The following is an 18,444-nucleotide window of genomic DNA, read 5'->3' on the forward strand; positions in this document are numbered from 1 at the left end:
GGTAGCCCGTCGGGCCGATGGTCCCCCAGGAAGGAGTCACCCGGCCCTGCTCGGCGGCTCACGAACCGGCGAGACTCGGGACATGACTTCGACCAGGTGCCGGGTGGCCGTCATCTACGCCACCGAAGAGGGATCCACCCGCGATATCGCCGAGTTCGTCGCCGCCGATCTCAATCAGCGCGGTGCCGATGTGCAATTGCGCGATATCGACCACGCGCCCGGACCCGAAGGGTTCGACGCGATGATCATCGGCAGCGCCGTGCACGATATGAATTTCCTGCCCGCTGCCTGCGCCTACATCGACCGCAACCGGCCGGGTCTCGCCGCGACGGGCGTCCACCTCTTCGGCGTGGGCTTGGGCCCGGCCTTACACGGTCCGATCGGACACCGCCTCGGGCGTAGCGTCCCGAAGAAGATCGCCGACCTCCGGGACTCGATCGGTGCTCGGGAGTATCAGGCCTTCGCGGGCGTCTACGAACGTCACGGCGTAACGCTGAAAGCGCGGACGTTGTTCCGGCTCATGGGTGGCACCCGCTACGGCGATCTACGGGATTGGACGGCGATCCAGAACTGGTCGACGCGGCTGGGTGACTCCCTCGGACTACCCGCCGCGCAGACTCACGTCATCCACCCTTAGCCCACCCACCGAGCCGACTGCGGTTATGAGCCGTCGGCGGTCGGAGGCATGAGGACCTTGTCGATGAGGTAGACGGTAGCGTTGGCGGTTTGAACGCCGCCGCAGAGGACCGAGCTGTCGTTGACCGTGATCTGATCACCTTCGCGGGTAGCGGTGATCTCTGATCCTTCGACGGTGGCGAAGGTACCGGCGATGCCATCGGGGCCGATCCGGCCAGGTACGACGTGATAGGTCAAGATCGTGGTCAGCAGCGCGGAATCGGTTTTCAGTGTCTCGACCGTGGCGGGGTCGAGGGCAGCGAAAGCGTCGTCGACCGGCGCGAAGACGGTGAACTCACCCCCGTCCAAAGTGTCGGTGAGGTCCACCTCCGGGTTCAACTGGCCGGAGACCGCGGCGGTGAGGGTGGTCAGCAATGGATTGTTCGCCGCTGCCACCGTCAACGGTTCGGTCGCCATCTGTTCGACCGAACCCGGCCCCGAGGGCACCTGCTCGGCGTAGTCGGCGCATCCGGGCCCGACAGGCATCGCGGCGGCCTGCTCGTCCGGCGAGGCAGGCATCCCGGCCGAGGGTTCTCCGGCGCCCGCGGTGGTCTCCGAGGTCGTGGTATCACTGCTGCAGGCCGCGCCGGCGATCGTCGCGGCGGATAACACCGCGATCAGCGCGGCGGTGGGTTTGCGGATTCTCATGTCGAGCCCTTTCAGGAAAAGGCGGGGCGCCATGGCCGGCCGGTGGCTCACAATCATGTGTTGCGGTGGAGCGGTCGAGCCGGTGGCTTCGTCGTCTGCCCCGCGATCCGAATCTGATGCATCGATTTTGCATCATTTGTCGGGTAATGTGAAGTCTCACAGACGGAAATTTGAGCTTGTCCGGCCATTCCCGGGCACGGGAGCGGTCGGCGTCGAGATCGGCAACGAGGGAGACCGTCATGTTCCACTTCACGAAAACGCGCGCATTCGGAGTTTTGACGGGTACCGGCGCCGGAGTGCTGTGCGCTCTCGCCGGGGCACCTACGGCCGATGCGGCGCCGCCCGCCGCATGCCCCGCACCCGGCGCGGCGGCGGTACAAGCCGCCGATGTCGACGCCTCGTGCTCGGCGACCAGCGATGGCGGGGGCGCGGCGGCGGCGTACGGAATCGACGGCAGCGCGCAGGCCGATGCGGCGGCGGCGAGCTTGTCGCTGGCGATCGCCGCGGACGGCGGGAGCGCCAGTTCGGCCTCGCAATACCTGTCGGGTCCGGCAGCGATCGCGGTGGGTCCCGGTGCGCAGGTGAACACCACCGGAGTACGGCCGGGGCTCTCGATCGGTATCGCCGGGCCCGGCGCGACCGTGACAGTCACTGGAACCTCCACTCCCACCTGCACCGGAGGACCAGGATTCGCCGGAGACTTCCAGACCCTGCAGGGATGCCTGTCGATGCGGTGAGGCACTACGTGCCGGTGAGTGCGTCCGGCACGGTCGACCGGGTCGGGTCGCGCCGCGGGAAGGCGGTCCGGGCCGCCTCCCCGCGGGCCGGAATGTGTTCACGATCGGGAAAGGGGTGCCTGTGGCCGAGGACGACCGCGGTTCCGAGGGTGGTCCGGAGATCGGTTTCACGGTGAGCACTGTCGCCCGTACGCTCGGTGTCCCGGTGGCGACCTTGCGCAGCTGGACTCAGCGCTACGGCCTCGGGCCCTCGCATCACACTCCGGGTAAGCACCGCTATTACACCACCGGCGATGTCGCGGTTCTCGGCAGGATGGTCGATCTCGTCCGCGCCGGAGCCAGCCCGGTGACGGCCGCGAAAGCAGCGCGCGCGGCGGCGGACCCGAAACCGATACTGGGCGACAGGGGCCCGGTGATGGCGTCCGCCGAGCAGCTCGACTCGGCCGACCTGCTGGCGCAGTTCTCCCGTCACATCGCCCACTTCGGGGTGGTGCGGACGTGGAATCTGCTGTGCCGTCCGGTGTTCGCCGAGATCGTGGACCGGCAGGCCCGCGAGCTGGGACTGATCGAGGTCGAACATGTCCTGTCCTGGGCGATCACCACCGCCCTGCAGCGCACGGTGCCACCGCTGCACCCCGCCGCGGGGCTCGCGCCGGTGCTGCTGGCCTGCACCGCAGGCGAAGACCATGTCCTGCCCTTGGAGGTGCTGCGCGCCGCACTTGCCGAAGCTTCGGTCCCGGCGGTGCTGCTCGGCGCTTCGCTGCCCGCCGGCGCGCTGGCCGCCGCCATCGCCCGCCCGCCACGACGGCCGGTGGTGGCGCTGTGGTCGCAGACCCGGCATACCGCCTCGCCCGCACCGATACCCGCCGGTGGCCGTGTCCCCGCGCGACTGCTGCTGGCCGGGCCCGGCTGGACCACCGCCGTGGTCGAAATCTTCCCGGTAGCGATACGAGTCGACACACTCGAGGAGTGTGTCGGCGAGATCCTGCGCGCAGTGCACATCCCTTGAAAATATGCATCGTTTACGCATCGAATACTGGGTAGGGTGAAGGTGACAGCCCACCCTCCGCACACGCTGGAGTGCCGATGAACGCAGAAGATGGCGACCACGGCCATGGTGATCGCGCCTCACATGCCGCCGTGTTGTCCAAACCGGATACCGAGAGTGGCGTGCGGTGGCAGGAGCGAATGCGAATGCTGGTGCTCGCCGAATTGGCGCGATTCTGCACCGACCGTCGTCACGATGCTCCGGACGGCATCGACGTGTCGGAGGTGCTGTGGCATTACGTCGGCCGCGGGAAATGCGTGCGATCGACCTTCATGTATTTGGGCTGGCTGTGCGGAGCCGATGAGAGCCGGGCCGCGCTGCGAGCCAGTGCAGCGCTTGAACTGCTGCACGGGTTCGCGCTGCTACAAGACGATGTGATGGACGAATCCGCCCGGCGACGTGGCCGCAACGCGGCCCATGTACAGTTCGCCGATCAGCATCGCGCACGCGCGATGCCGGGATGTCCCGCGCGATTCGGTGAATCGGCCGCGACGCTACTCGGCGATATGTGCCTGGTATGGGGCGAGCAGATGATGCGCGAGAGCGGCGTACCCGCCGCGGCGCTGAGCAGAGTGTGGCCACACTACGACCGTATGCGGATCGAGCTGGCGGCCGGTCAGTTCGCCGATCTGGGCAACGATATTCGCGCAGTCCCGTCCATGGAGTCGGTGCTGGCGATCGCTCGCGCGAAATCCGGTGACTACACGGTGAAATGGCCGCTCGTCATGGGCTCGGCCATGGCAGGCTGCGATACCGGGACCCGCGATGCGCTCGCCGAGTACGGCCACTTGATCGGGGAAGCGTTCCAGCTACGAGACGACATTCTCGGCGTCTACGGATCCCCCGAGCTCACCGGCAAACCCGGCGACAACGACATCACCGGGCACAAGGCCTCCACCGTGCTCGTGGCCGCGATCGAGATGGCCTCCCCCCGGCGGCGCCACGACCTGTGCACGTTGCTGGCCGCGCCCGAGCTGGACGAGGCAGCCGTCGAGCAGGTCCGGATACTGATCACCGCCACCGGCGCACGCACGCGTATCGAAGCAATGATCAGCGAACGCCTCACCGGCGCCCGACACGCCCTCGCCGATGCATCACTGCCGGCCACCGAACATGCGCTACTGGACGAACTCGCTATCGCCTGCACCACACGGCGATCCTGAAAGAAGGCACCGCACCCATGCGTCACGTCATCGGCCGCACAGACCACGTAGTGGTGATCGGCGCAGGCCTGGCCGGGTTGTCGGCCGCGCTGCACCTGGCCGGCCGCGGCAGAGCTGTCACCGTCGTGGAGCGCGCCGCGGTGCCCGGCGGCCGCGCCGCCCGCGCCGATATCGCCGGTCACCGACTCGATCTCGGACCGACAGTGCTGACCATGCCCGACCTCGTCGACGACGTGTTCGCCGCCGTCGGCGCAGACACCGACGACCATGTTCGTCTGGTACCCGTCGATCCCGCGTATCGTGCACAATTCGCCGACGGACGCACCCTCGAGGTCCACACCGGCGCCGAACCCATGGCCGCCGCGATCACCGACTTCGCCGACAGCAGAGAAGCAGCCGGTTACCTGCGCTTACGGAAATGGCTGACCAGTCTCTACGACACCGAATTCGACCGGTTCATCGCCACCAACTTCGACTCACCGACCGCGTTACTCACCCCCGGCACAGCCCGCCTCGTGGCGGCAGGCGCGCTACGCCGCTGGGACCGTGCGGTCGCCGGCCATCTGCGCGACCCCGACGTACGCAAACTGTTCACTTTCCAATCCCTCTACGCCGGTGTCGCACCCCAGCGCGCACTGGCCGCCTACGCGGTCATCGCCTACATGGACACCATCCGCGGCGTGTTCTTCCCCCTCGGTGGCATGCGCGCGCTGCCCGACGCGATGGCCGCCGCCGCCACCGCGGCCGGCGTCCGGTTCGAGTACGACACCACCGTCACGTCGACCGAGCGGTCGGGCTCTCGTATCTACGCCGTCACCACCACCGACGGCCGCCGCATCGCCTGCGACGCCCTGGTGTGCACGACCGAACTGCACCACACCTACCCACTGCTCGGCCACCGGTCCCGCCGCCCGCAGCGACCGATCGCCGCCCCCTCGGCCGTCGTCGCGCACCTCAGCTGTGACCCCAGCCCGCAGCTGGCACACCACAGCCTGTTGTTCGGCGCGGCATGGGAACAGACATTCGATGAAATCCTCAACCGGGGCCGCACGATGAGCGACTCGTCCCTGTTGATCACCCGCCCCACCGCCACCGACCCCACTCTCGCCCCACCCGGGCGGGATCTCGTGTCGATCCTCGCGCCCGCGCCCAACCTCGCCCGCGCGGCGATCGACTGGGACACCGACGGACCCGCCTACATCGACGAAATACTCGCCACTGTGAACCGGCGGTTGACCACCCCGATCTCCGGTGCGCAGATCCTGCACACGATCACTCCGGCCGACTGGGCCCGCCAGGGCATGCTCGCGGGCAGCCCGTTCGCCCTGGCACACACCTTGTCCCAGACCGGGCCGTTGCGCCCGGCCAACATGATCCGCGGCCTGGACAACGTCGTCCTCGCCGGCGGCTCCACGGTGCCCGGAGTCGGGATCCCCCCGGTACTGATCTCTGGGCGCCTGGCAGCCGACCGCATCACCGGCACGCTCTCGCTCCCCGACCGTCCCACCGGCGCGCACACCGCACGCAGACAACGGAGGCCGACCCCATGAACCGCACCGAACTGGATGCCGCCCACATCCACGACCCGGCGTTGCGTCGTTCCTACACCGCCTGCCGGGCGCTCAACGCCCGCCATGGCAAAACCTTCTTCCTCGCCACCCGCCTGCTCGCTCCCGACCAACGCCCCGCCATCCATGCCCTGTACGGCTTCGCGCGCCGCGCCGACGACATCCTCGACACCGTTGACCCGGCCACCGACGTCTCCGACCGCGCCGCACGCCTGAACACCCTCGTCCACCGGTTCCGTCACCATGACACCGCCACCGACCCCACCTTGGCGGCCGTCGCCCACACCGCGGACACCTATCAACTTCGACCCGAACTGTTCGAAGCATTCTTCGACTCCATGCGTATGGACTTGTCGATCACCGACTACCCGGACCGCGCCGCGCTTGACCGCTACGTCTATGGATCGGCCGAAGTCATCGGCTTGCAAGTACTTCCGGTGCTCGGCACCATCACACCTCGCGAAGAAGCCGCGCCCTTCGCGGCCGCGCTCGGCTATGCCTTCCAGCTCACCAATTTCCTGCGTGATATCGACGAAGACCTCGGCCGCGGCCGCGTCTATCTCCCCACCGACGAACTCGCCGCCTACGGCGTGGACCGCGCGTTGCTGCACTGGTGTCACGACCACCGCCGCACAGACCCCCGGCTGCGGCGCGCCCTGGCCCACCAGCACGCGCTGACCCGTGCCCGATACCGATACGCTGAGCGCGGAATCGCCCTGCTCCATCCCCGCTCCCGAGCATGCGTCGCCACCGCGCTGACACTGTATTCGGAAATACTCGACCGGATCGAAGACAGCGACTTCGCCGTGTTCACCCACCGCGCCCGGGTTCCGCTGCCCCGCCGAATCACCGTCGGAGTCCGAGGACTGATCGGCTCCCGCCGGACACGCCACGCACGGACACCCGCGGACCACACATACCCGGTCTCCAGGCGACTGAGTTTCCACCGCTTCCTTGGAAGGGCTTGATGTTCCCCCGGTTTCATGGGGTTGCTGGACGGCAATGTGCGCCGGGGTTGGTGTGGCGGTATACCCCGAATGAGCGAATTCTCTGAGCGGTGACCAGTAAAATCCTGGTCGTGGATCAGCCTCAGAACGATTCGGCACGCCCGACGATATTTCGTTCTTCGCCCAGTGTCCCGGTATCGATGCTGGCCTTGGGACTGATCGCGATCGCGACCGGTTGCGTGCTGCACGTCACCACGTCGGCCGACTCGACTCCGACGTACCCCGTGGTGGTTCCGATCGTGGTGGGTGTCCTCTCGCTTCTGCTCGGGCTGAGTTACTTCATCCGTCCCTCGCCTGCTGTGATAATCGACGACCATGGGCTGGCGCTCAGACCATACGGTCGAATGCCCTGGGCTGCGGTAGCCCGCGTACACATCGTCACAACGAGGATCGATCCGAACCAGAGATACCTTTCCATCGAACTCGTCGAAAGCAGCCCGAAGCTCAGCGAAAGTCAATGGCCGAGATGGATTCACGGCCCGATCGGCAAACTCGCCACCGGCCACCGGATAACCATGCCGGAACGCTTACTGCGCCCGATATCCCTGGACGACATCGCCGCCGAACTCCACAGGCGAAATCCCGGACTGAACATCACCACCAGATCCGGGCACAACGGTGTCCGCCGAGGCCAGCACTGATAGAGCCTGCTTCATGAGCCGCGACCCGACGATCACAGGTTGCTCGCGGCAACGCCCCCCGCGGTCAGCCTCGCGCGGGCTTGTGCGCGGCGTACAACCATCCCCGCGCGGGAATACGCACCAAGTCGTCTTCATGCGGCTGTAGTGTCGCTTCGACGGCGTTCTTGGCTTTTCGTATGGCTGTCGCGTCGGCACCCGCAACGAACGAACGTAGTTGGGCATCGAACAGGAACTCGGTCGCATCGCGACTGTCTCGGCCGAGGATGGCCGAGGTTTCGAACCCGGTCGCGGTAACGGCGGCAAAGCCTGCGGCGACGAGTACGTCGCGGACCTGATCGGGATCGGCGAAGTCGGTGACGCCGGGGGCGGGGTCGGCGAAACCCGGAGTCGGCAGGTGTTCGGCCAGCGCGGCGAAGATCGCGGTCACGGTGTCGCCCGGCTCCCGGTGACAGGTGAACACGAATCGGCTGCCGGGCTTCAGGGAGGTGGCGATATTGGCGAACGCGGCGACCGGGTCGGCGAAGAACATGACCCCGGCGCGGCTGATCGCCGTGTCGAATCTTCGCATGCCGAACGAGTGGACCTGTGCGTCGCCCTGCTCGAAAGTCACGTTCGTGAGCTGTTCGTATGCGGCGATCTGTCGTGCTCGGGCAAGCATCGGCTCCGAGAGATCGAGACCGACTACTCGCCCGCGACGGGCCGCACGGGCTGCCGTGCGGGTAGTTTGCCCGGTCCCGGATCCGATATCGAGCACGCGGCTGTGTTCGCCGAGCGCGGCGGCTTCGAAGAGATACTTGTCGTAGCCCCCGGCCATGGTGTCGTATCGGGCATGGTGTTCGGCCCAGTGGTGTCCGTCGGCTCCGTTCCATACTCGGAACTGCTCCGTGTTGTGGATGTGCGTCATGGCGATTCTCCTCCGACAGGCGGTCATTGGACCGACCGTGCCCCACGGTCCTGCCGAACCGATGTCGGATGCCTGTCACCGACCCCCGAGGCAGGAGAATCGTGATATGCGCATCGAAGTTCTGGGTCCGCTACGAGTTGTCGCCGACGACCGCAGCGTGCATGTGGGCGGGGCGCGGTCGCGAGCACTGCTGATACGGCTGGCCCTGGAAGCGGGCCGCGTGGTGTCCGCACGGACGCTGACGGAATCTGTATGGCCGGAAGATATTCCGGATCATCCGGACGCCGCTCTCCACTCGCTCGTGGCACGGTTACGGCGGGCGTTGCCGGATCCGTCGATATTGCTCGCACGGGCTGCGGGATACCTGCTGGACGTTCCGGCCGACGCAGTCGACGCCCTGTGTTTCGAGCGGCTGGCCGAAGAGGGGCGCCGCGCTCTCGGCGCCGGCCGCCACGACGTAGTCGATGAACTGCTCACCGAGGCGCTGGCGTTGTGGCGGGGCGAGCCGCTGACAGATATCGCTCACCTGCCGTTCGCCGCCGCGGCGGCCGCGCGACTGGACGACCTGCGCGTGACAACTACTGAGGACCGCATCGAGGCGAAGCTGGCCGGGGTCTCCCCGGAGCGGGCATTGCTATCGATGGAACTGAACCAGCTGATCGCCGCCAACCCGCTACGGGAAAGGTTGCGCGGTCTTTTCATCCGGGCATTGATTGCCAGCGGCCGGGAGACCGAGGCGCTGGCGGCATACGAGGACCACCGTCGGGTACTCGCAGAGCAATTGGGTACCGATCCCGGGCCGGACCTGCGCGAGCTACATATGCGAATACTGCGCGGGGCCACGGAGTGGCCGCACGCCGGCGGGAACCTGCGCGCGCCGTTGACCAGTTTCGTCGGCCGCGAGGCCGATCGGCGTCAGGTCCGGCGACGGTTACTCGACAATCGGCTGATGACCTTGGTCGGGCCCGGCGGAGTCGGTAAGACCCGCCTCGCCACCGCGACCGGCACCGGACTGGATATCCCGGTCTGGTTGGCCGAACTGGCCCCCCTGACATATCCCGACGAGGTACCGCGTGCGGTGGTGGCCGCCCTCGGCCTGCGGGACCGGCGGATGCGACCTCTCGCCTGGTCGAAACGCTCGCACGCCGTGAGACCGCAATCATCCTCGATGGTTGCGAACATGTCATCGATGCGGCAGCGCAGCTGGCAGCAGAGCTGCTCGGCCGTTGCCCTCGGCTCCGAATACTGGCAACCAGCCGCGAACCGCTCGGCATCACCGGCGAGGTGCTGTTTCCGGTGGCACCGCTGGAACCGGGTGCCGCATCGCAACTGTTCACCGATCGGGCGCGTGCCGTGCATCCCGAATTCGCGCCCGGCGCCGACGTCGAACGAATATGTCGCCGCTTGGACTGCTTACCGCTGGCCATAGAACTGGCCGCCGTTCGCCTGCGCTCGATGCCGATCGACACCCTCGCGGCCGGGCTGGACGACCGATTCCGGCTCCTGACCAGCGGCAGCCGCACAGCACCTTCCCGGCACCGGACATTGCGAGCCGTAGTGGAGTGGAGCTGGGACCTGCTCACCGACACCGAACGTGCCGCGGCGGAACAGGCAGCGGCCTTCCCCGGGAGTTTCTCCGGTGTCGCCGCACAACATATCGGGCTCACCGCGGATACCCTGCATGCTCTGGTCAACAAATCCCTGCTGGAGTACGCGGCGGGCCGATACCGAATGCTCGACACCGTCCGCGAGTTCGGCGTCGAGCAACTGGCCACGACCGGCCGCCTGACCGCCGCTCGCACCGGCCATGCCGCGTACTTCCTCGAACTGGCCGAACGAGCGGAACCGCACTTACGCGGATCCGGACAGCTCCCGTGGCTCACTTGCCTCGATACCGAACGGGACATATGAACGCGGCGCTCGCGTTCGCCATGGACCAGGAGGATACCGATACGGCCGTCCGATTGGGTGCCGCGCTCGGGCAGTTCTGGACCGTCCACGGCGGTCACGCGCACGCCACCGCACAATTGCGCGAGATCCTCTCGATGGCCGGCCCGGCCGCGGCCGACGCACGGTTGCGCGCGACCGCTGCCTACCTGATGAACGCTACTTTCGCGGGCGGTCTCGGCATCGCCGCGGGCACCGTTCAACACCCGGACGCCGCGCACGAACCGACGACGGCGTTCATCTGCGCCTTGCTCGCGCTCGCTACCGGCCGGACAGATCACGGATTGGCAGCACTGGAGCCGCACCTGCAACACCCCGATCCGTGGATGCGGGGAATGCTGTGGTTCGCACGGTCGCTGTTGGACGATGTGGCAGGCAGGGGCGATCGTGGCCGATTCGATATCACCGCAGCCGTGGAGGGGTTTCGCGGCTGCGGCGAGCGATGGGGTTTGTCGCTGTCGCTCATGTCGCTGGCAAGTGCGTCGATCACCGCCGGTGACACCGTCGAGGGCCTGACCGCGCTGGACGAAGCGGTGCAGCTGTCGCGCGAACTCGGCACCCACGACGGCCAGCGAGCCTGGCTTGCCATGGTCCGCATCGACGCCGGCGACATCGATACCGCGCGCAAATACTTATCGGAAATTGTCACCCGCGGCGGCGCTCCGCATGAAATCACCCTCGCCCGGATCTCCCTCGCCGACCTGGCCCGCCACGCCGGCGACTTCGACGAGGCAAAACGACATCTCCGCTACGCCGCGGATGCCGCCGACCCGCCCGAACGTGCACTGTACGCGGCCGGTTCGGGATATCTGGCCACGGCCACCGGCGATTTCACCACCGCCGCGCGTTACCTGAGCGAAGCACGAGACCTCGCCGGCGGCCTGCCCGATATGCCGATGCTGGCCCATGTGGCAGTCGGAATGGCCGTCCTGGCCCACCGGCGAGGCGAACCCGGTCGGGCATCGAAGCTCCTCGGCATGGGCCACGCGTTGCGGGGCGGCCCAAACCCCGGCAACCCCGACGTCGCGCGGCTGACCGATGCCCTGCGCGGATACCGAGACGATTACGAGCGCGGATGCGGCCTCGATCCCGCGAGCGCCCTCGCGGAGATCCAGTCATACTGACCGCGCCGGCTGTCACACCCGCCCGGCCTTCTCCTGTCTTGCTGCATACTCGGCGCGACAGCCGCGGCAACAGAACGCATACAACTCACCATCGATCTCCGTGGTGACGGCGCCGTCGTCCAACGGAACGAGTACACCGCACATCGGGTCTTTCAACGCCTTTCCCTCCTCCGCGTCGTCCCGGTACGGATCACTCAGCATCTCGACGAGGCCCGCGGACGTAACCACCTTCCCGAGCATCCCTATGCTCCCCTCCGCGACCCCGACGACGTGCACCTGCACCGTCGGCCGGCGAAAGGGCAGTTCGCGGTCATCGAACTCGTCGGAGACGATGCGAGTCGCGTACGAGATCAATGTCTCGCTCATATCCTTGCGCCACGGTCCCGGAACATGAAACCGGACCAGGCAGTGCGGTGGATCCTGCTCGGTCAGGACACGCTCACCGGCAACCCAGATCTGCGGCTCGTGCACCACCACCTGGAACATCGATGCGAACACCGCCGCCGAACGAGGCGCCATCTCATCTCCCTCGCTGCCGGGTTCACCCGCGCCCAACTCCTGGATCGTGCCCAGACGCCGGGCAACCCGCCTCCGCTGTTCCGGACCGAGCGCACCCCCGGATACGAACAATTCGATGAACATCATCGTCGATCACCTCCCTGCAAAGCTTCCCGAAGCGGCCTGCCGGATCACTGTCGAAGCACTGTTGCCGGCCACCGCACCCGCTCCGCGCTGGACCGAGGTTTGACCAGCCGGTGGTGCCGCACCGGCTTTTCAGCCGGATGCATAGCACCGCCGGCACCGTGGTTGCCTCCGGTGATGCGCTCATCGTGTCCGGCCGCATCGAAGAAGTGCAACGCTTCGCCGACCTCACCTGAGGACGCCGCGGCATATGAGCGAGCCCCGCGGCCGCCGAGCGGGCCGCGGGGTCTCAGCGATCACTTCAGGAGCGCAGGTCGCGCTGGTTGAACCGGAAGAATCCGAGGGCGACCAGGGTGACACTTACCGCGAGCAGGATTGCGGTATCGGCCCACTGCATTCCGTTGCGCAGGGGTTCGCCGCCGATGTAGTAGTGGAACGGCGAGAGATATTTCAGCCAGTCCGCGCCGATCACCCCGGCGAGGTTGCCGGCGATGTAGGTGAGTACCCCGACCCCCACGGAGATGCCCAGTACTTGACCGCGTTTGCCGAGCGCGGCCCCCAACCCGATGGCCAGCGCGCCGAAGGTGATCCCGAGCAGCGCCAACTGTACGCACTGGGCCGCGAACTCGGCTATGCCGATCGATTCGAGCTCCGCACCGGACCGGATCGCCAGCATGCCCGCGAACACGAGGATCGCGATGGCGACCGCACCGGTGACCAGCCCGGCGAACCGCTCGAGCGCGAGGCGGGTCCGGCCGACCGGGTGGGCCAGTAGCAGGTCCAGGTAACCGGTTTCCTCGTCCCCGGCGATGGCGCGGGCGCCGAAGGTGACCCCGAAGGCCATCACCAGCAGTGGCAGCAGCAGACCGAAAACCGTCGAGCCCAGGTAGCCTGCGGCCGAGCCGATGTCCTGCATCCGCAGCGCTTCACGCATGGCTTCGGGGTAGTTCTGAACGGTTTCGGCCATCCCGCCGCTGCCGCCGACCTGGGGGTAGAACGCGGCATACATCAAGCCGACCACCGCGGTGCCGATCACCCAGGCCGCCAGCGCACGGCGGTTGTCGGCGAGGGTTCGGGTGTAGATATCAGGCAGCATCGGCTTCTCCGGTGTAGTAGCTGTGGAACAGGTCTTCGAGGGCAGGCTCGGTGACCAGAAGGCCCGCGACGTGATGACCGGCCAGAGCCCGCAGCAGGGCATCGGGGCTTCCGGTCACCTGGCAGCGCAGAGTCGGCCCTTCGATCCGCACATCGGCGACTCCGGCCAGACCGGTGAAGGCGGAGAAGTCGACGGGCCCGGTGAAGGTGACCTCGACATCGCGGACGGCGTCGGCACGCAGGCCGGCGACAGTATCGAGTGCGACCAGGCGGCCTTCGCGGATGATGGCCACGCGGTCGGCGACCGCTTCGACCTCGCTCATGATGTGACTGGACATGAACACCGTCTGCCCGTTCGCGGCGGCCTCGGTCACCATGTCGAGGAAGGTCTGCTGCGCCAGGGGATCCAGGCCCGAGGTGGGTTCGTCGAGGATGAGCAGCTCGGGTTCGTGCATGAATGCCTGCACCAGTCCGACCTTCTGCCGGTTGCCCTTCGACAGCGCCGAGATCTGTTTGCTCTGATCCAGTTCCAGCCGCTCACACAGGACGTCGATACGGTCGGCCCCCGCTCCCCCACGCAAGGCGGCGAGGAAACGCAGAGCTGCCCCCACTTTCTGCCGCCCGGGTGCGACGAAATCCCCGGCCAGATAGCCGATCCGCTCGTGCAGGGCGACTGCGTCGGCGCGGGGGTCCAGGCCGAGGACGCGGGCGGTGCCGGACGTGGGGCGGATGAGGTCCAGTAGCAGGCGGATGGTCGTGGATTTCCCGGCACCGTTGGGACCCAGGTAGCCGAAGACCTCGCCGTGTTCGACCGACAGTGACAGTTCGACCAGACCTCGGGACGAGCCGTAGGTCTTCGTGAGCCCGTTCAGCTCGATTGCCTTCATCATGAGACAAAACGTATCGAGCTTTCAGAGATTTGTAAATACTCAGAATCTTCGCAGCTCTGATACGGTCGTAGGTATGGGAACCAACGAGCGCCTGCGCGACGCTGCCGAGAAACTGGCCCTGACACTCTCGGCCGGCGGTGGGATGCAGCGGTCGACCGCGCGGGTGCTGACCGCACTGCTCTACACCGAGCAGGACACGATGACCGCCGCCGACCTGTGCGCGGAGTTGTCGATCAGCTCCGGTGCGGTATCGACGGCGATCAAGCATCTGATGCCGGTCGGGTTGATCGAGCGGGTTCCCGCGCCGGGCAGCCGCCGTGACCACTACCGTTTCCGCGCCGGCGCCTGGGCGGCGCTGATGTCGCAGCAGAACACGATGCTGGCCACCATGCGCGATTCGGCGCAGGAAGGTATCGACGCCACCGGCCCGGATACGGTGACCGCGCGGCGCCTGCACGAGATGCAGGACTTCTACACCTTCATGCTCAACGAACTCGTGCCACTGATCGAGCGGTGGCGCGAGCAGTACAGCGCCGATCACCCCTCGCCGACCTGAGGCCGTAACCACCTGCGCGAGAACTCGGCGGGCATCAACCGGCCGGCTATGCACAAACACGGTAGCGGGATCGCGGTTTGCGTTCACCATGGTCTATACGGCATCTTTACAGCAGGAGAGCCGGGAAGCCTGGTCGGCGTACCCGGTCCACGTGTGGGCCGGGGTCGATGCCGACGAAAGATGACCCGCGCTGATGAGCTCACCTCCACCCCGCCTCTCGCTATTTGCCCGGGGTTCCTGGCCGGAGACCCGGCGGATCACCGCCGTTCTGCGCACCGAGACCGCCGGGGGCGCGCTACTGATCATCGCTGCGGCCATCGGGCTGACCTGGGCCAACACCCCGTGGTCGAGTGCCTACGAGGCGCTGCGCGATTTCCAGCTGGGCCCGACCGGCCTGCATCTCAACCTATCGCTCGAGACATGGGCAGCCGACGGACTGCTGGCGGTGTTCTTTTTCGTCGTCGGCCTCGAACTCAAACGCGAATTCGTCGCCGGGGACCTGCGTGACCCGCGCCGCGCGGCACTACCGGTGGTGGCGGCGGTCGGCGGGATGGTCGGCCCGGCGCTGATATTCCTCGCGTTCAACCTCGGCAACGGCGACGCCGCCAAGGGCTGGGCGATCCCGACCGCCACCGATATCGCCTTCGCCCTGGCCGTCCTCGCCGTGGTCAGTTCCCATCTGCCCACTGCGCTGCGCACCTTCTTGCTCACCCTGGCAGTGGTCGACGATCTACTCGCGGTGACGGTGATCGCGATCTTCTACACCGACGAACTACACCTGCCCTACCTGGGACTGGCGGTGCTTCCCCTCGCCGCCTTCGCCCTGGCGGTTCAGCGCCGGATCCGCTCACCGTGGGTGCTGGTCCCGCTGGCGTCGGCGACCTGGTGGCTGGTGCACGAGTCCGGGGTCCACGCCACTGTCGCCGGTGTCCTGCTCGGCTTCACCGTGCCCGTCCTCACCACCCGATCCGGGGCCGGTGACCCGTCGACGCAGGACCCCGGGTTGGCCGAGTGGTTCGAACACCGGATCCGCCCCATCACCGCCGGTTTCGCGGTACCGGTGTTCGCGTTCTTCGCCGCCGGGGTAACCATCGGCGGACTCGACGGGATGGTCGATTCGCTCACCGACCGAGTCACACTCGGCATCGTCGTCGGTCTGGTGGCAGGTAAAGCATTCGGGATCCTGCTCACGACCTTCCTCACCGCGAAACTCACACGCGCCGAGCTGGATTCCGACCTGAGCTGGATCGACGTCACCGGAGTGGCATTGCTCGGCGGCATCGGGTTCACCGTCTCCTTGCTGATCGGGGAACTGGCCTTCGCCGACCAACCCCGCTGGGAAGACCATGTCCGTATCGGAGTCCTCGTCGGCACCTTGACTGCTGCCCTACTGGCCACCGTCGTGCTCCGCATACGTAACCGCGCCTACCGCCGCATCTCAGAAGAAGAGACCCGCGACGACGACAACGACGGCGTACCCGACATCTACCAGCAAGGGGCTTGACCATGCCGTCCGCCTTCGATGACCGCCCGACGCCAGAAAAGGGAGGCCGGCGGATGAGATCCGCATACATCAACACCCCCAGCGGTGAAGTGATCGGCCGGTGGTGCACCGAGCAGCTACGGGAATGGGACACGGCCCACCAGCGGTGGACCATCACGACATCGGCCGGACCCACCCACGTCGTTACGATCGGCTCCACGCATGAGTCGGCGCCCACCGTTGTGGTGATCCCGGGAACGTACATGAACACCGCGGCCTCGCTCCCATTTCTGGCCGAGCTGGCAACTCGGTACCGGGTCATCGCCTTGGATACACCGGGCCAGCCCGGACTCAGCGCGCCCCAGCGACCCCGCACAGACCGGCTCCCCTGGTATGGACGGTGGCTCGACGAAGCGCTGGAACAGACCGTGCCCGACACGGCCGTACTGCTCGGACATTCACCGGGCGGGGCGATCGCCCTCGCCTGTCCCTCCGAGCGGATCGCCGGCCGCGTGCTCGTAGCGCCCGCCGGACTCGTTCGCCTGAAGGTGACCCGACACCTGCTCGCGGCAACCATGGCCTGGATCGCCGCCCCCTCACCCGACCACACACACCGGCTCCTGCACCTGATGACGGGTCCGGAACAGTCTGTAGCACCGCATCTGGTGGAGTGGATGACTCCGGTCGCCCGCTACTGCCGGACCACCCTGGCGCCCTCGCCGCTGCCTCCCGGGCTACTCGACAGCTGCCGGTCGGTGCCATGTGTGGTGGCCACGGGCTCGCACGATATCTTTTTACCGCCCGCCCGTCTCGAACCCGCTGTTCGCGGCCTGCTCGGCACCGAACTGCGCGTCCTGCCGAACTGCGGGCACCTGGCCCTTTACGACGACCCGGCCGGGGTGGTGGAACTGGTCGACCACCTCACCGGACACCTGTGACGCCGGCCGGGCCCGCCGGGAGATGACATAGCCGGGCGGACCCGCTCACCTACATCCGCTCTGTCAGTCGGCGTCGGGAAACATCTCGCGGCGATGTTTCTGCCAGCGGCTCATCAGTTCCGGAAGTTCCGCGCGCATGAACCGGTAGTACTCGAGAGTCTCGCGGACCCGGCGGCCACCGGGGCGGGCGGCGTCGAGCAGTTCGACGCCCTCGCCGAGGAAACGCAGTGCCCGGTCGAGGGCATCCTGACGCTGGGCGGTAATGGCGTACCAGACGTCCTCGTCGTACACCCGATAGGTGTCGGCACGCGCACCTGGCTCGCGTTCGCGGCCGAGCAATCCGGCTTGCACGAGGTAGCGAACAGCTCCCGAGATCGCGGCCGGACTGACCTGTAGACCGGTCGAGAGTTCCTGGGCGGTGTAGCGCTCGGCGTCGTCGGCGAGGACATAGGCGAAGACCCGGGCCGCCATCCGCGGTGTGCCCGAATCCGAGAGCAACAGAGCGAATTGCTCGACGAACCGCAGGACCGCCTGTTCCTGTTGGTCCCGCTCGTCCACACCGACCTCCTTCTACCCCGGTTCACATCTGCCGCTACATCATAGCCTTCAAACTATTCACACATTTATGAAAGAAATGTAGGCTGAGAGGTATGGACACTGCCGTCGCAATCTCCGGATTGCGCAAGACCTTTGGCCGCACCACCGCGCTCGACGGCCTGGACCTCGACGTCCACCCCGGTGAGGTCCACGGATTCCTCGGACCCAACGGCGCCGGGAAAACCACGACCATCCGGGTCCTACTGGGCCTACTACGCCCCGACAGCGGATCGGTCGAACTACTCGGTGGAGATCCGTGGCGCGATGCCGTCGCCCTACACCGGCGGCTGGCCTACGTCCCCGGAGATGTGGAACTGTGGCCCAACCTCACCGGCGGCGAAGCGATCGACGTATTCGCCAGGCTGCGAGGCGCAGTCAACAAGAAGCATCGCGAAGAGCTCATCGAACGATTCGATCTGGACCCGACGAAGAAAGCCCGCACCTACTCCAAAGGCAACCGGCAGAAGGTCGCCCTGATCGCCGCACTGGCCTCGGACGCAGACCTGTTCCTGCTCGACGAACCCACCACCGGACTCGACCCGCTGATGGAAGTCGTATTCCAGGACGTGGTCGCCGAGGTGAAGAACCGGGGCGGCACAGTCTTGTTGTCCAGCCACATTCTGGCGCAGGTGGAGAAACTCGCCGACCGGGTGAGCATCATCCGCGCCGGACAGGTGGTGCAAAACGGCACCCTCGCCGAACTCCGCCATCTGACCCGCACCACGGTCGAGGCCGTGACCGAGCGCCCGGTCGGCGATCTGAACGCTCTCGCCGGTGTACA

At 67.0% G+C, this 18,444-nt stretch carries 21 protein-coding genes; 15 read left to right on the forward strand and 6 right to left on the reverse strand.

Features of this window, described 5'->3' with window-relative positions; genetic code table 11:
- The first annotated feature begins 82 nt into the window (after nucleotides 1-82).
- Complete coding sequence (locus tag ACWDU1_RS07190) at nucleotides 83-637, forward strand: flavodoxin domain-containing protein (protein ID WP_449996395.1); 555 nt, start codon at nucleotides 83-85, stop codon at nucleotides 635-637.
- A gap of 23 nt (nucleotides 638-660) precedes the next feature.
- Here the strand turns inward: ACWDU1_RS07190 and ACWDU1_RS07195 are convergent, their stop codons facing one another.
- Nucleotides 661-1,323: a fasciclin domain-containing protein gene (locus ACWDU1_RS07195; RefSeq protein WP_449996396.1), complete on the reverse strand. Its 663-nt coding sequence runs from the start codon at nucleotides 1,321-1,323 to the stop codon at nucleotides 661-663.
- A gap of 239 nt (nucleotides 1,324-1,562) precedes the next feature.
- On the opposite strand from ACWDU1_RS07195, the gene ACWDU1_RS07200 reads away from it, so the two are divergent.
- The 6 genes from ACWDU1_RS07200 (at nucleotide 1,563) to ACWDU1_RS07225 (ending at nucleotide 7,487) form a co-directional block, all read left to right on the forward strand.
- Entirely contained in the window at nucleotides 1,563-2,060 is a 498-nt protein-coding gene (locus ACWDU1_RS07200) for a DUF6764 family protein (protein ID WP_449996397.1), read from the forward strand.
- A 121-nt stretch (nucleotides 2,061-2,181) separates the two neighbouring features.
- The gene (locus ACWDU1_RS07205; RefSeq protein ID WP_449996398.1) at nucleotides 2,182-3,069 is read left to right on the forward strand and encodes a MerR family transcriptional regulator; all 888 of its coding nucleotides are present in this window, start codon (nucleotides 2,182-2,184) and stop codon (nucleotides 3,067-3,069) included.
- A 77-nt stretch (nucleotides 3,070-3,146) separates the two neighbouring features.
- Nucleotides 3,147-4,271, forward strand: coding sequence for a polyprenyl synthetase family protein (locus ACWDU1_RS07210; protein ID WP_449996399.1), 1,125 nt, complete (start codon nucleotides 3,147-3,149; stop codon nucleotides 4,269-4,271).
- A gap of 17 nt (nucleotides 4,272-4,288) precedes the next feature.
- Complete coding sequence (gene crtI, locus ACWDU1_RS07215; protein ID WP_449996400.1) at nucleotides 4,289-5,821, forward strand: phytoene desaturase family protein; 1,533 nt, start codon at nucleotides 4,289-4,291, stop codon at nucleotides 5,819-5,821.
- Nucleotides 5,818-6,807, forward strand: a complete 990-nt coding sequence (locus ACWDU1_RS07220) for a phytoene/squalene synthase family protein (RefSeq protein WP_449996401.1) — start codon at nucleotides 5,818-5,820, stop codon at nucleotides 6,805-6,807. The genes crtI and ACWDU1_RS07220 overlap by 4 nt, the downstream gene beginning before the upstream one ends.
- Nucleotides 6,808-6,896: 89 nt before the next feature.
- Nucleotides 6,897-7,487: a hypothetical protein gene (locus ACWDU1_RS07225; RefSeq protein WP_449996402.1), complete on the forward strand. Its 591-nt coding sequence runs from the start codon at nucleotides 6,897-6,899 to the stop codon at nucleotides 7,485-7,487.
- A gap of 64 nt (nucleotides 7,488-7,551) precedes the next feature.
- Here ACWDU1_RS07225 and ACWDU1_RS07230 read toward each other — a convergent pair whose 3' ends face one another.
- A complete protein-coding gene (locus ACWDU1_RS07230) occupies nucleotides 7,552-8,391 on the reverse strand; it encodes a class I SAM-dependent methyltransferase (RefSeq protein ID WP_449996403.1) in 840 nt (279 codons plus the stop codon).
- 106 nt (nucleotides 8,392-8,497) lie between these two features.
- On the opposite strand from ACWDU1_RS07230, the gene ACWDU1_RS07235 reads away from it, so the two are divergent.
- From ACWDU1_RS07235 to ACWDU1_RS07245, 3 genes are read left to right on the forward strand one after another with little or no spacing between them, the layout of a single operon-like run.
- Nucleotides 8,498-9,820 (forward strand): AfsR/SARP family transcriptional regulator, encoded by a 1,323-nt coding sequence (locus ACWDU1_RS07235; RefSeq protein ID WP_449996404.1) that lies wholly within the window; start codon nucleotides 8,498-8,500, stop codon nucleotides 9,818-9,820.
- A 26-nt stretch (nucleotides 9,821-9,846) separates the two neighbouring features.
- Nucleotides 9,847-10,302, forward strand: a complete 456-nt coding sequence (locus ACWDU1_RS07240) for a hypothetical protein (RefSeq protein ID WP_449996405.1) — start codon at nucleotides 9,847-9,849, stop codon at nucleotides 10,300-10,302.
- 53 nt (nucleotides 10,303-10,355) lie between these two features.
- A complete protein-coding gene (locus ACWDU1_RS07245) occupies nucleotides 10,356-11,462 on the forward strand; it encodes a tetratricopeptide repeat protein (RefSeq protein ID WP_449996406.1) in 1,107 nt (368 codons plus the stop codon).
- Nucleotides 11,463-11,474: 12 nt separating this feature from the next.
- Here ACWDU1_RS07245 and ACWDU1_RS07250 read toward each other — a convergent pair whose 3' ends face one another.
- Nucleotides 11,475-12,107, reverse strand: coding sequence for a hypothetical protein (locus ACWDU1_RS07250; RefSeq protein ID WP_449996407.1), 633 nt, complete (start codon nucleotides 12,105-12,107; stop codon nucleotides 11,475-11,477).
- Between the two features lie 110 nt (nucleotides 12,108-12,217).
- Here ACWDU1_RS07250 and ACWDU1_RS07255 point away from each other — a divergent pair, with 110 nt between their 5' ends.
- Nucleotides 12,218-12,340, forward strand: coding sequence for a hypothetical protein (locus tag ACWDU1_RS07255; protein WP_449996408.1), 123 nt, complete (start codon nucleotides 12,218-12,220; stop codon nucleotides 12,338-12,340).
- Nucleotides 12,341-12,405: 65 nt separating this feature from the next.
- Here the strand turns inward: ACWDU1_RS07255 and ACWDU1_RS07260 are convergent, their stop codons facing one another.
- Together ACWDU1_RS07260 and ACWDU1_RS07265 are read right to left on the reverse strand one after the other, a co-directional pair.
- On the reverse strand, nucleotides 12,406-13,200 hold the full coding sequence (locus ACWDU1_RS07260; protein WP_449996409.1) for an ABC transporter permease subunit: 795 nt from the start codon (nucleotides 13,198-13,200) through the stop codon (nucleotides 12,406-12,408).
- Nucleotides 13,190-14,089: an ABC transporter ATP-binding protein gene (locus ACWDU1_RS07265; protein ID WP_449996410.1), complete on the reverse strand. Its 900-nt coding sequence runs from the start codon at nucleotides 14,087-14,089 to the stop codon at nucleotides 13,190-13,192. Before ACWDU1_RS07265 ends, ACWDU1_RS07260 begins: the two co-directional genes overlap by 11 nt.
- A gap of 91 nt (nucleotides 14,090-14,180) precedes the next feature.
- Between ACWDU1_RS07265 and ACWDU1_RS07270 the strand changes: the two genes are divergently transcribed.
- The 3 genes from ACWDU1_RS07270 (at nucleotide 14,181) to ACWDU1_RS07280 (ending at nucleotide 17,066) form a co-directional block, all read left to right on the forward strand.
- On the forward strand, nucleotides 14,181-14,645 hold the full coding sequence (locus tag ACWDU1_RS07270; RefSeq protein WP_449996416.1) for a GbsR/MarR family transcriptional regulator: 465 nt from the start codon (nucleotides 14,181-14,183) through the stop codon (nucleotides 14,643-14,645).
- A 193-nt stretch (nucleotides 14,646-14,838) separates the two neighbouring features.
- Nucleotides 14,839-16,149 carry a Na+/H+ antiporter NhaA gene (gene nhaA, locus ACWDU1_RS07275; protein ID WP_449996411.1) on the forward strand — a complete coding sequence of 437 codons (1,311 nt, stop codon included), beginning with the start codon at nucleotides 14,839-14,841 and terminating at the stop codon, nucleotides 16,147-16,149.
- Nucleotides 16,150-16,202: 53 nt separating this feature from the next.
- A complete protein-coding gene (locus tag ACWDU1_RS07280) occupies nucleotides 16,203-17,066 on the forward strand; it encodes an alpha/beta fold hydrolase (protein WP_449996412.1) in 864 nt (287 codons plus the stop codon).
- 63 nt (nucleotides 17,067-17,129) lie between these two features.
- Here ACWDU1_RS07280 and ACWDU1_RS07285 read toward each other — a convergent pair whose 3' ends face one another.
- On the reverse strand, nucleotides 17,130-17,624 hold the full coding sequence (locus tag ACWDU1_RS07285) for a GbsR/MarR family transcriptional regulator (RefSeq protein WP_449996413.1): 495 nt from the start codon (nucleotides 17,622-17,624) through the stop codon (nucleotides 17,130-17,132).
- A 92-nt stretch (nucleotides 17,625-17,716) separates the two neighbouring features.
- On the opposite strand from ACWDU1_RS07285, the gene ACWDU1_RS07290 reads away from it, so the two are divergent.
- Nucleotides 17,717-18,444 (forward strand): ABC transporter ATP-binding protein (locus tag ACWDU1_RS07290; protein WP_449996414.1); only part of this gene is annotated, 728 nt, incomplete at its 3' end.

The organism is Nocardia sp. NPDC003345 (assembly GCF_053589395.1).

Coding starts and splice junctions, on each gene's coding strand:
- ACWDU1_RS07265 (WP_449996410.1), bottom strand. CDS start 14,089: ATGATGAAGGCAATCGAGCTGAACGGGCTCACGAAGACCTACGGCTCG.
- ACWDU1_RS07250 (WP_449996407.1), bottom strand. CDS start 12,107: ATGATGTTCATCGAATTGTTCGTATCCGGGGGTGCGCTCGGTCCGGAA.
- crtI (WP_449996400.1), top strand. CDS start 4,289: ATGCGTCACGTCATCGGCCGCACAGACCACGTAGTGGTGATCGGCGCA.
- nhaA (WP_449996411.1), top strand. CDS start 14,839: ATGAGCTCACCTCCACCCCGCCTCTCGCTATTTGCCCGGGGTTCCTGG.
- ACWDU1_RS07195 (WP_449996396.1), bottom strand. CDS start 1,323: ATGAGAATCCGCAAACCCACCGCCGCGCTGATCGCGGTGTTATCCGCC.
- ACWDU1_RS07190 (WP_449996395.1), top strand. CDS start 83: ATGACTTCGACCAGGTGCCGGGTGGCCGTCATCTACGCCACCGAAGAG.
- ACWDU1_RS07280 (WP_449996412.1), top strand. CDS start 16,203: ATGAGATCCGCATACATCAACACCCCCAGCGGTGAAGTGATCGGCCGG.
- ACWDU1_RS07210 (WP_449996399.1), top strand. CDS start 3,147: ATGAACGCAGAAGATGGCGACCACGGCCATGGTGATCGCGCCTCACAT.
- ACWDU1_RS07220 (WP_449996401.1), top strand. CDS start 5,818: ATGAACCGCACCGAACTGGATGCCGCCCACATCCACGACCCGGCGTTG.
- ACWDU1_RS07200 (WP_449996397.1), top strand. CDS start 1,563: ATGTTCCACTTCACGAAAACGCGCGCATTCGGAGTTTTGACGGGTACC.
- ACWDU1_RS07240 (WP_449996405.1), top strand. CDS start 9,847: ATGCCGATCGACACCCTCGCGGCCGGGCTGGACGACCGATTCCGGCTC.
- ACWDU1_RS07260 (WP_449996409.1), bottom strand. CDS start 13,200: ATGCTGCCTGATATCTACACCCGAACCCTCGCCGACAACCGCCGTGCG.
- ACWDU1_RS07230 (WP_449996403.1), bottom strand. CDS start 8,391: ATGACGCACATCCACAACACGGAGCAGTTCCGAGTATGGAACGGAGCC.
- ACWDU1_RS07235 (WP_449996404.1), top strand. CDS start 8,498: ATGCGCATCGAAGTTCTGGGTCCGCTACGAGTTGTCGCCGACGACCGC.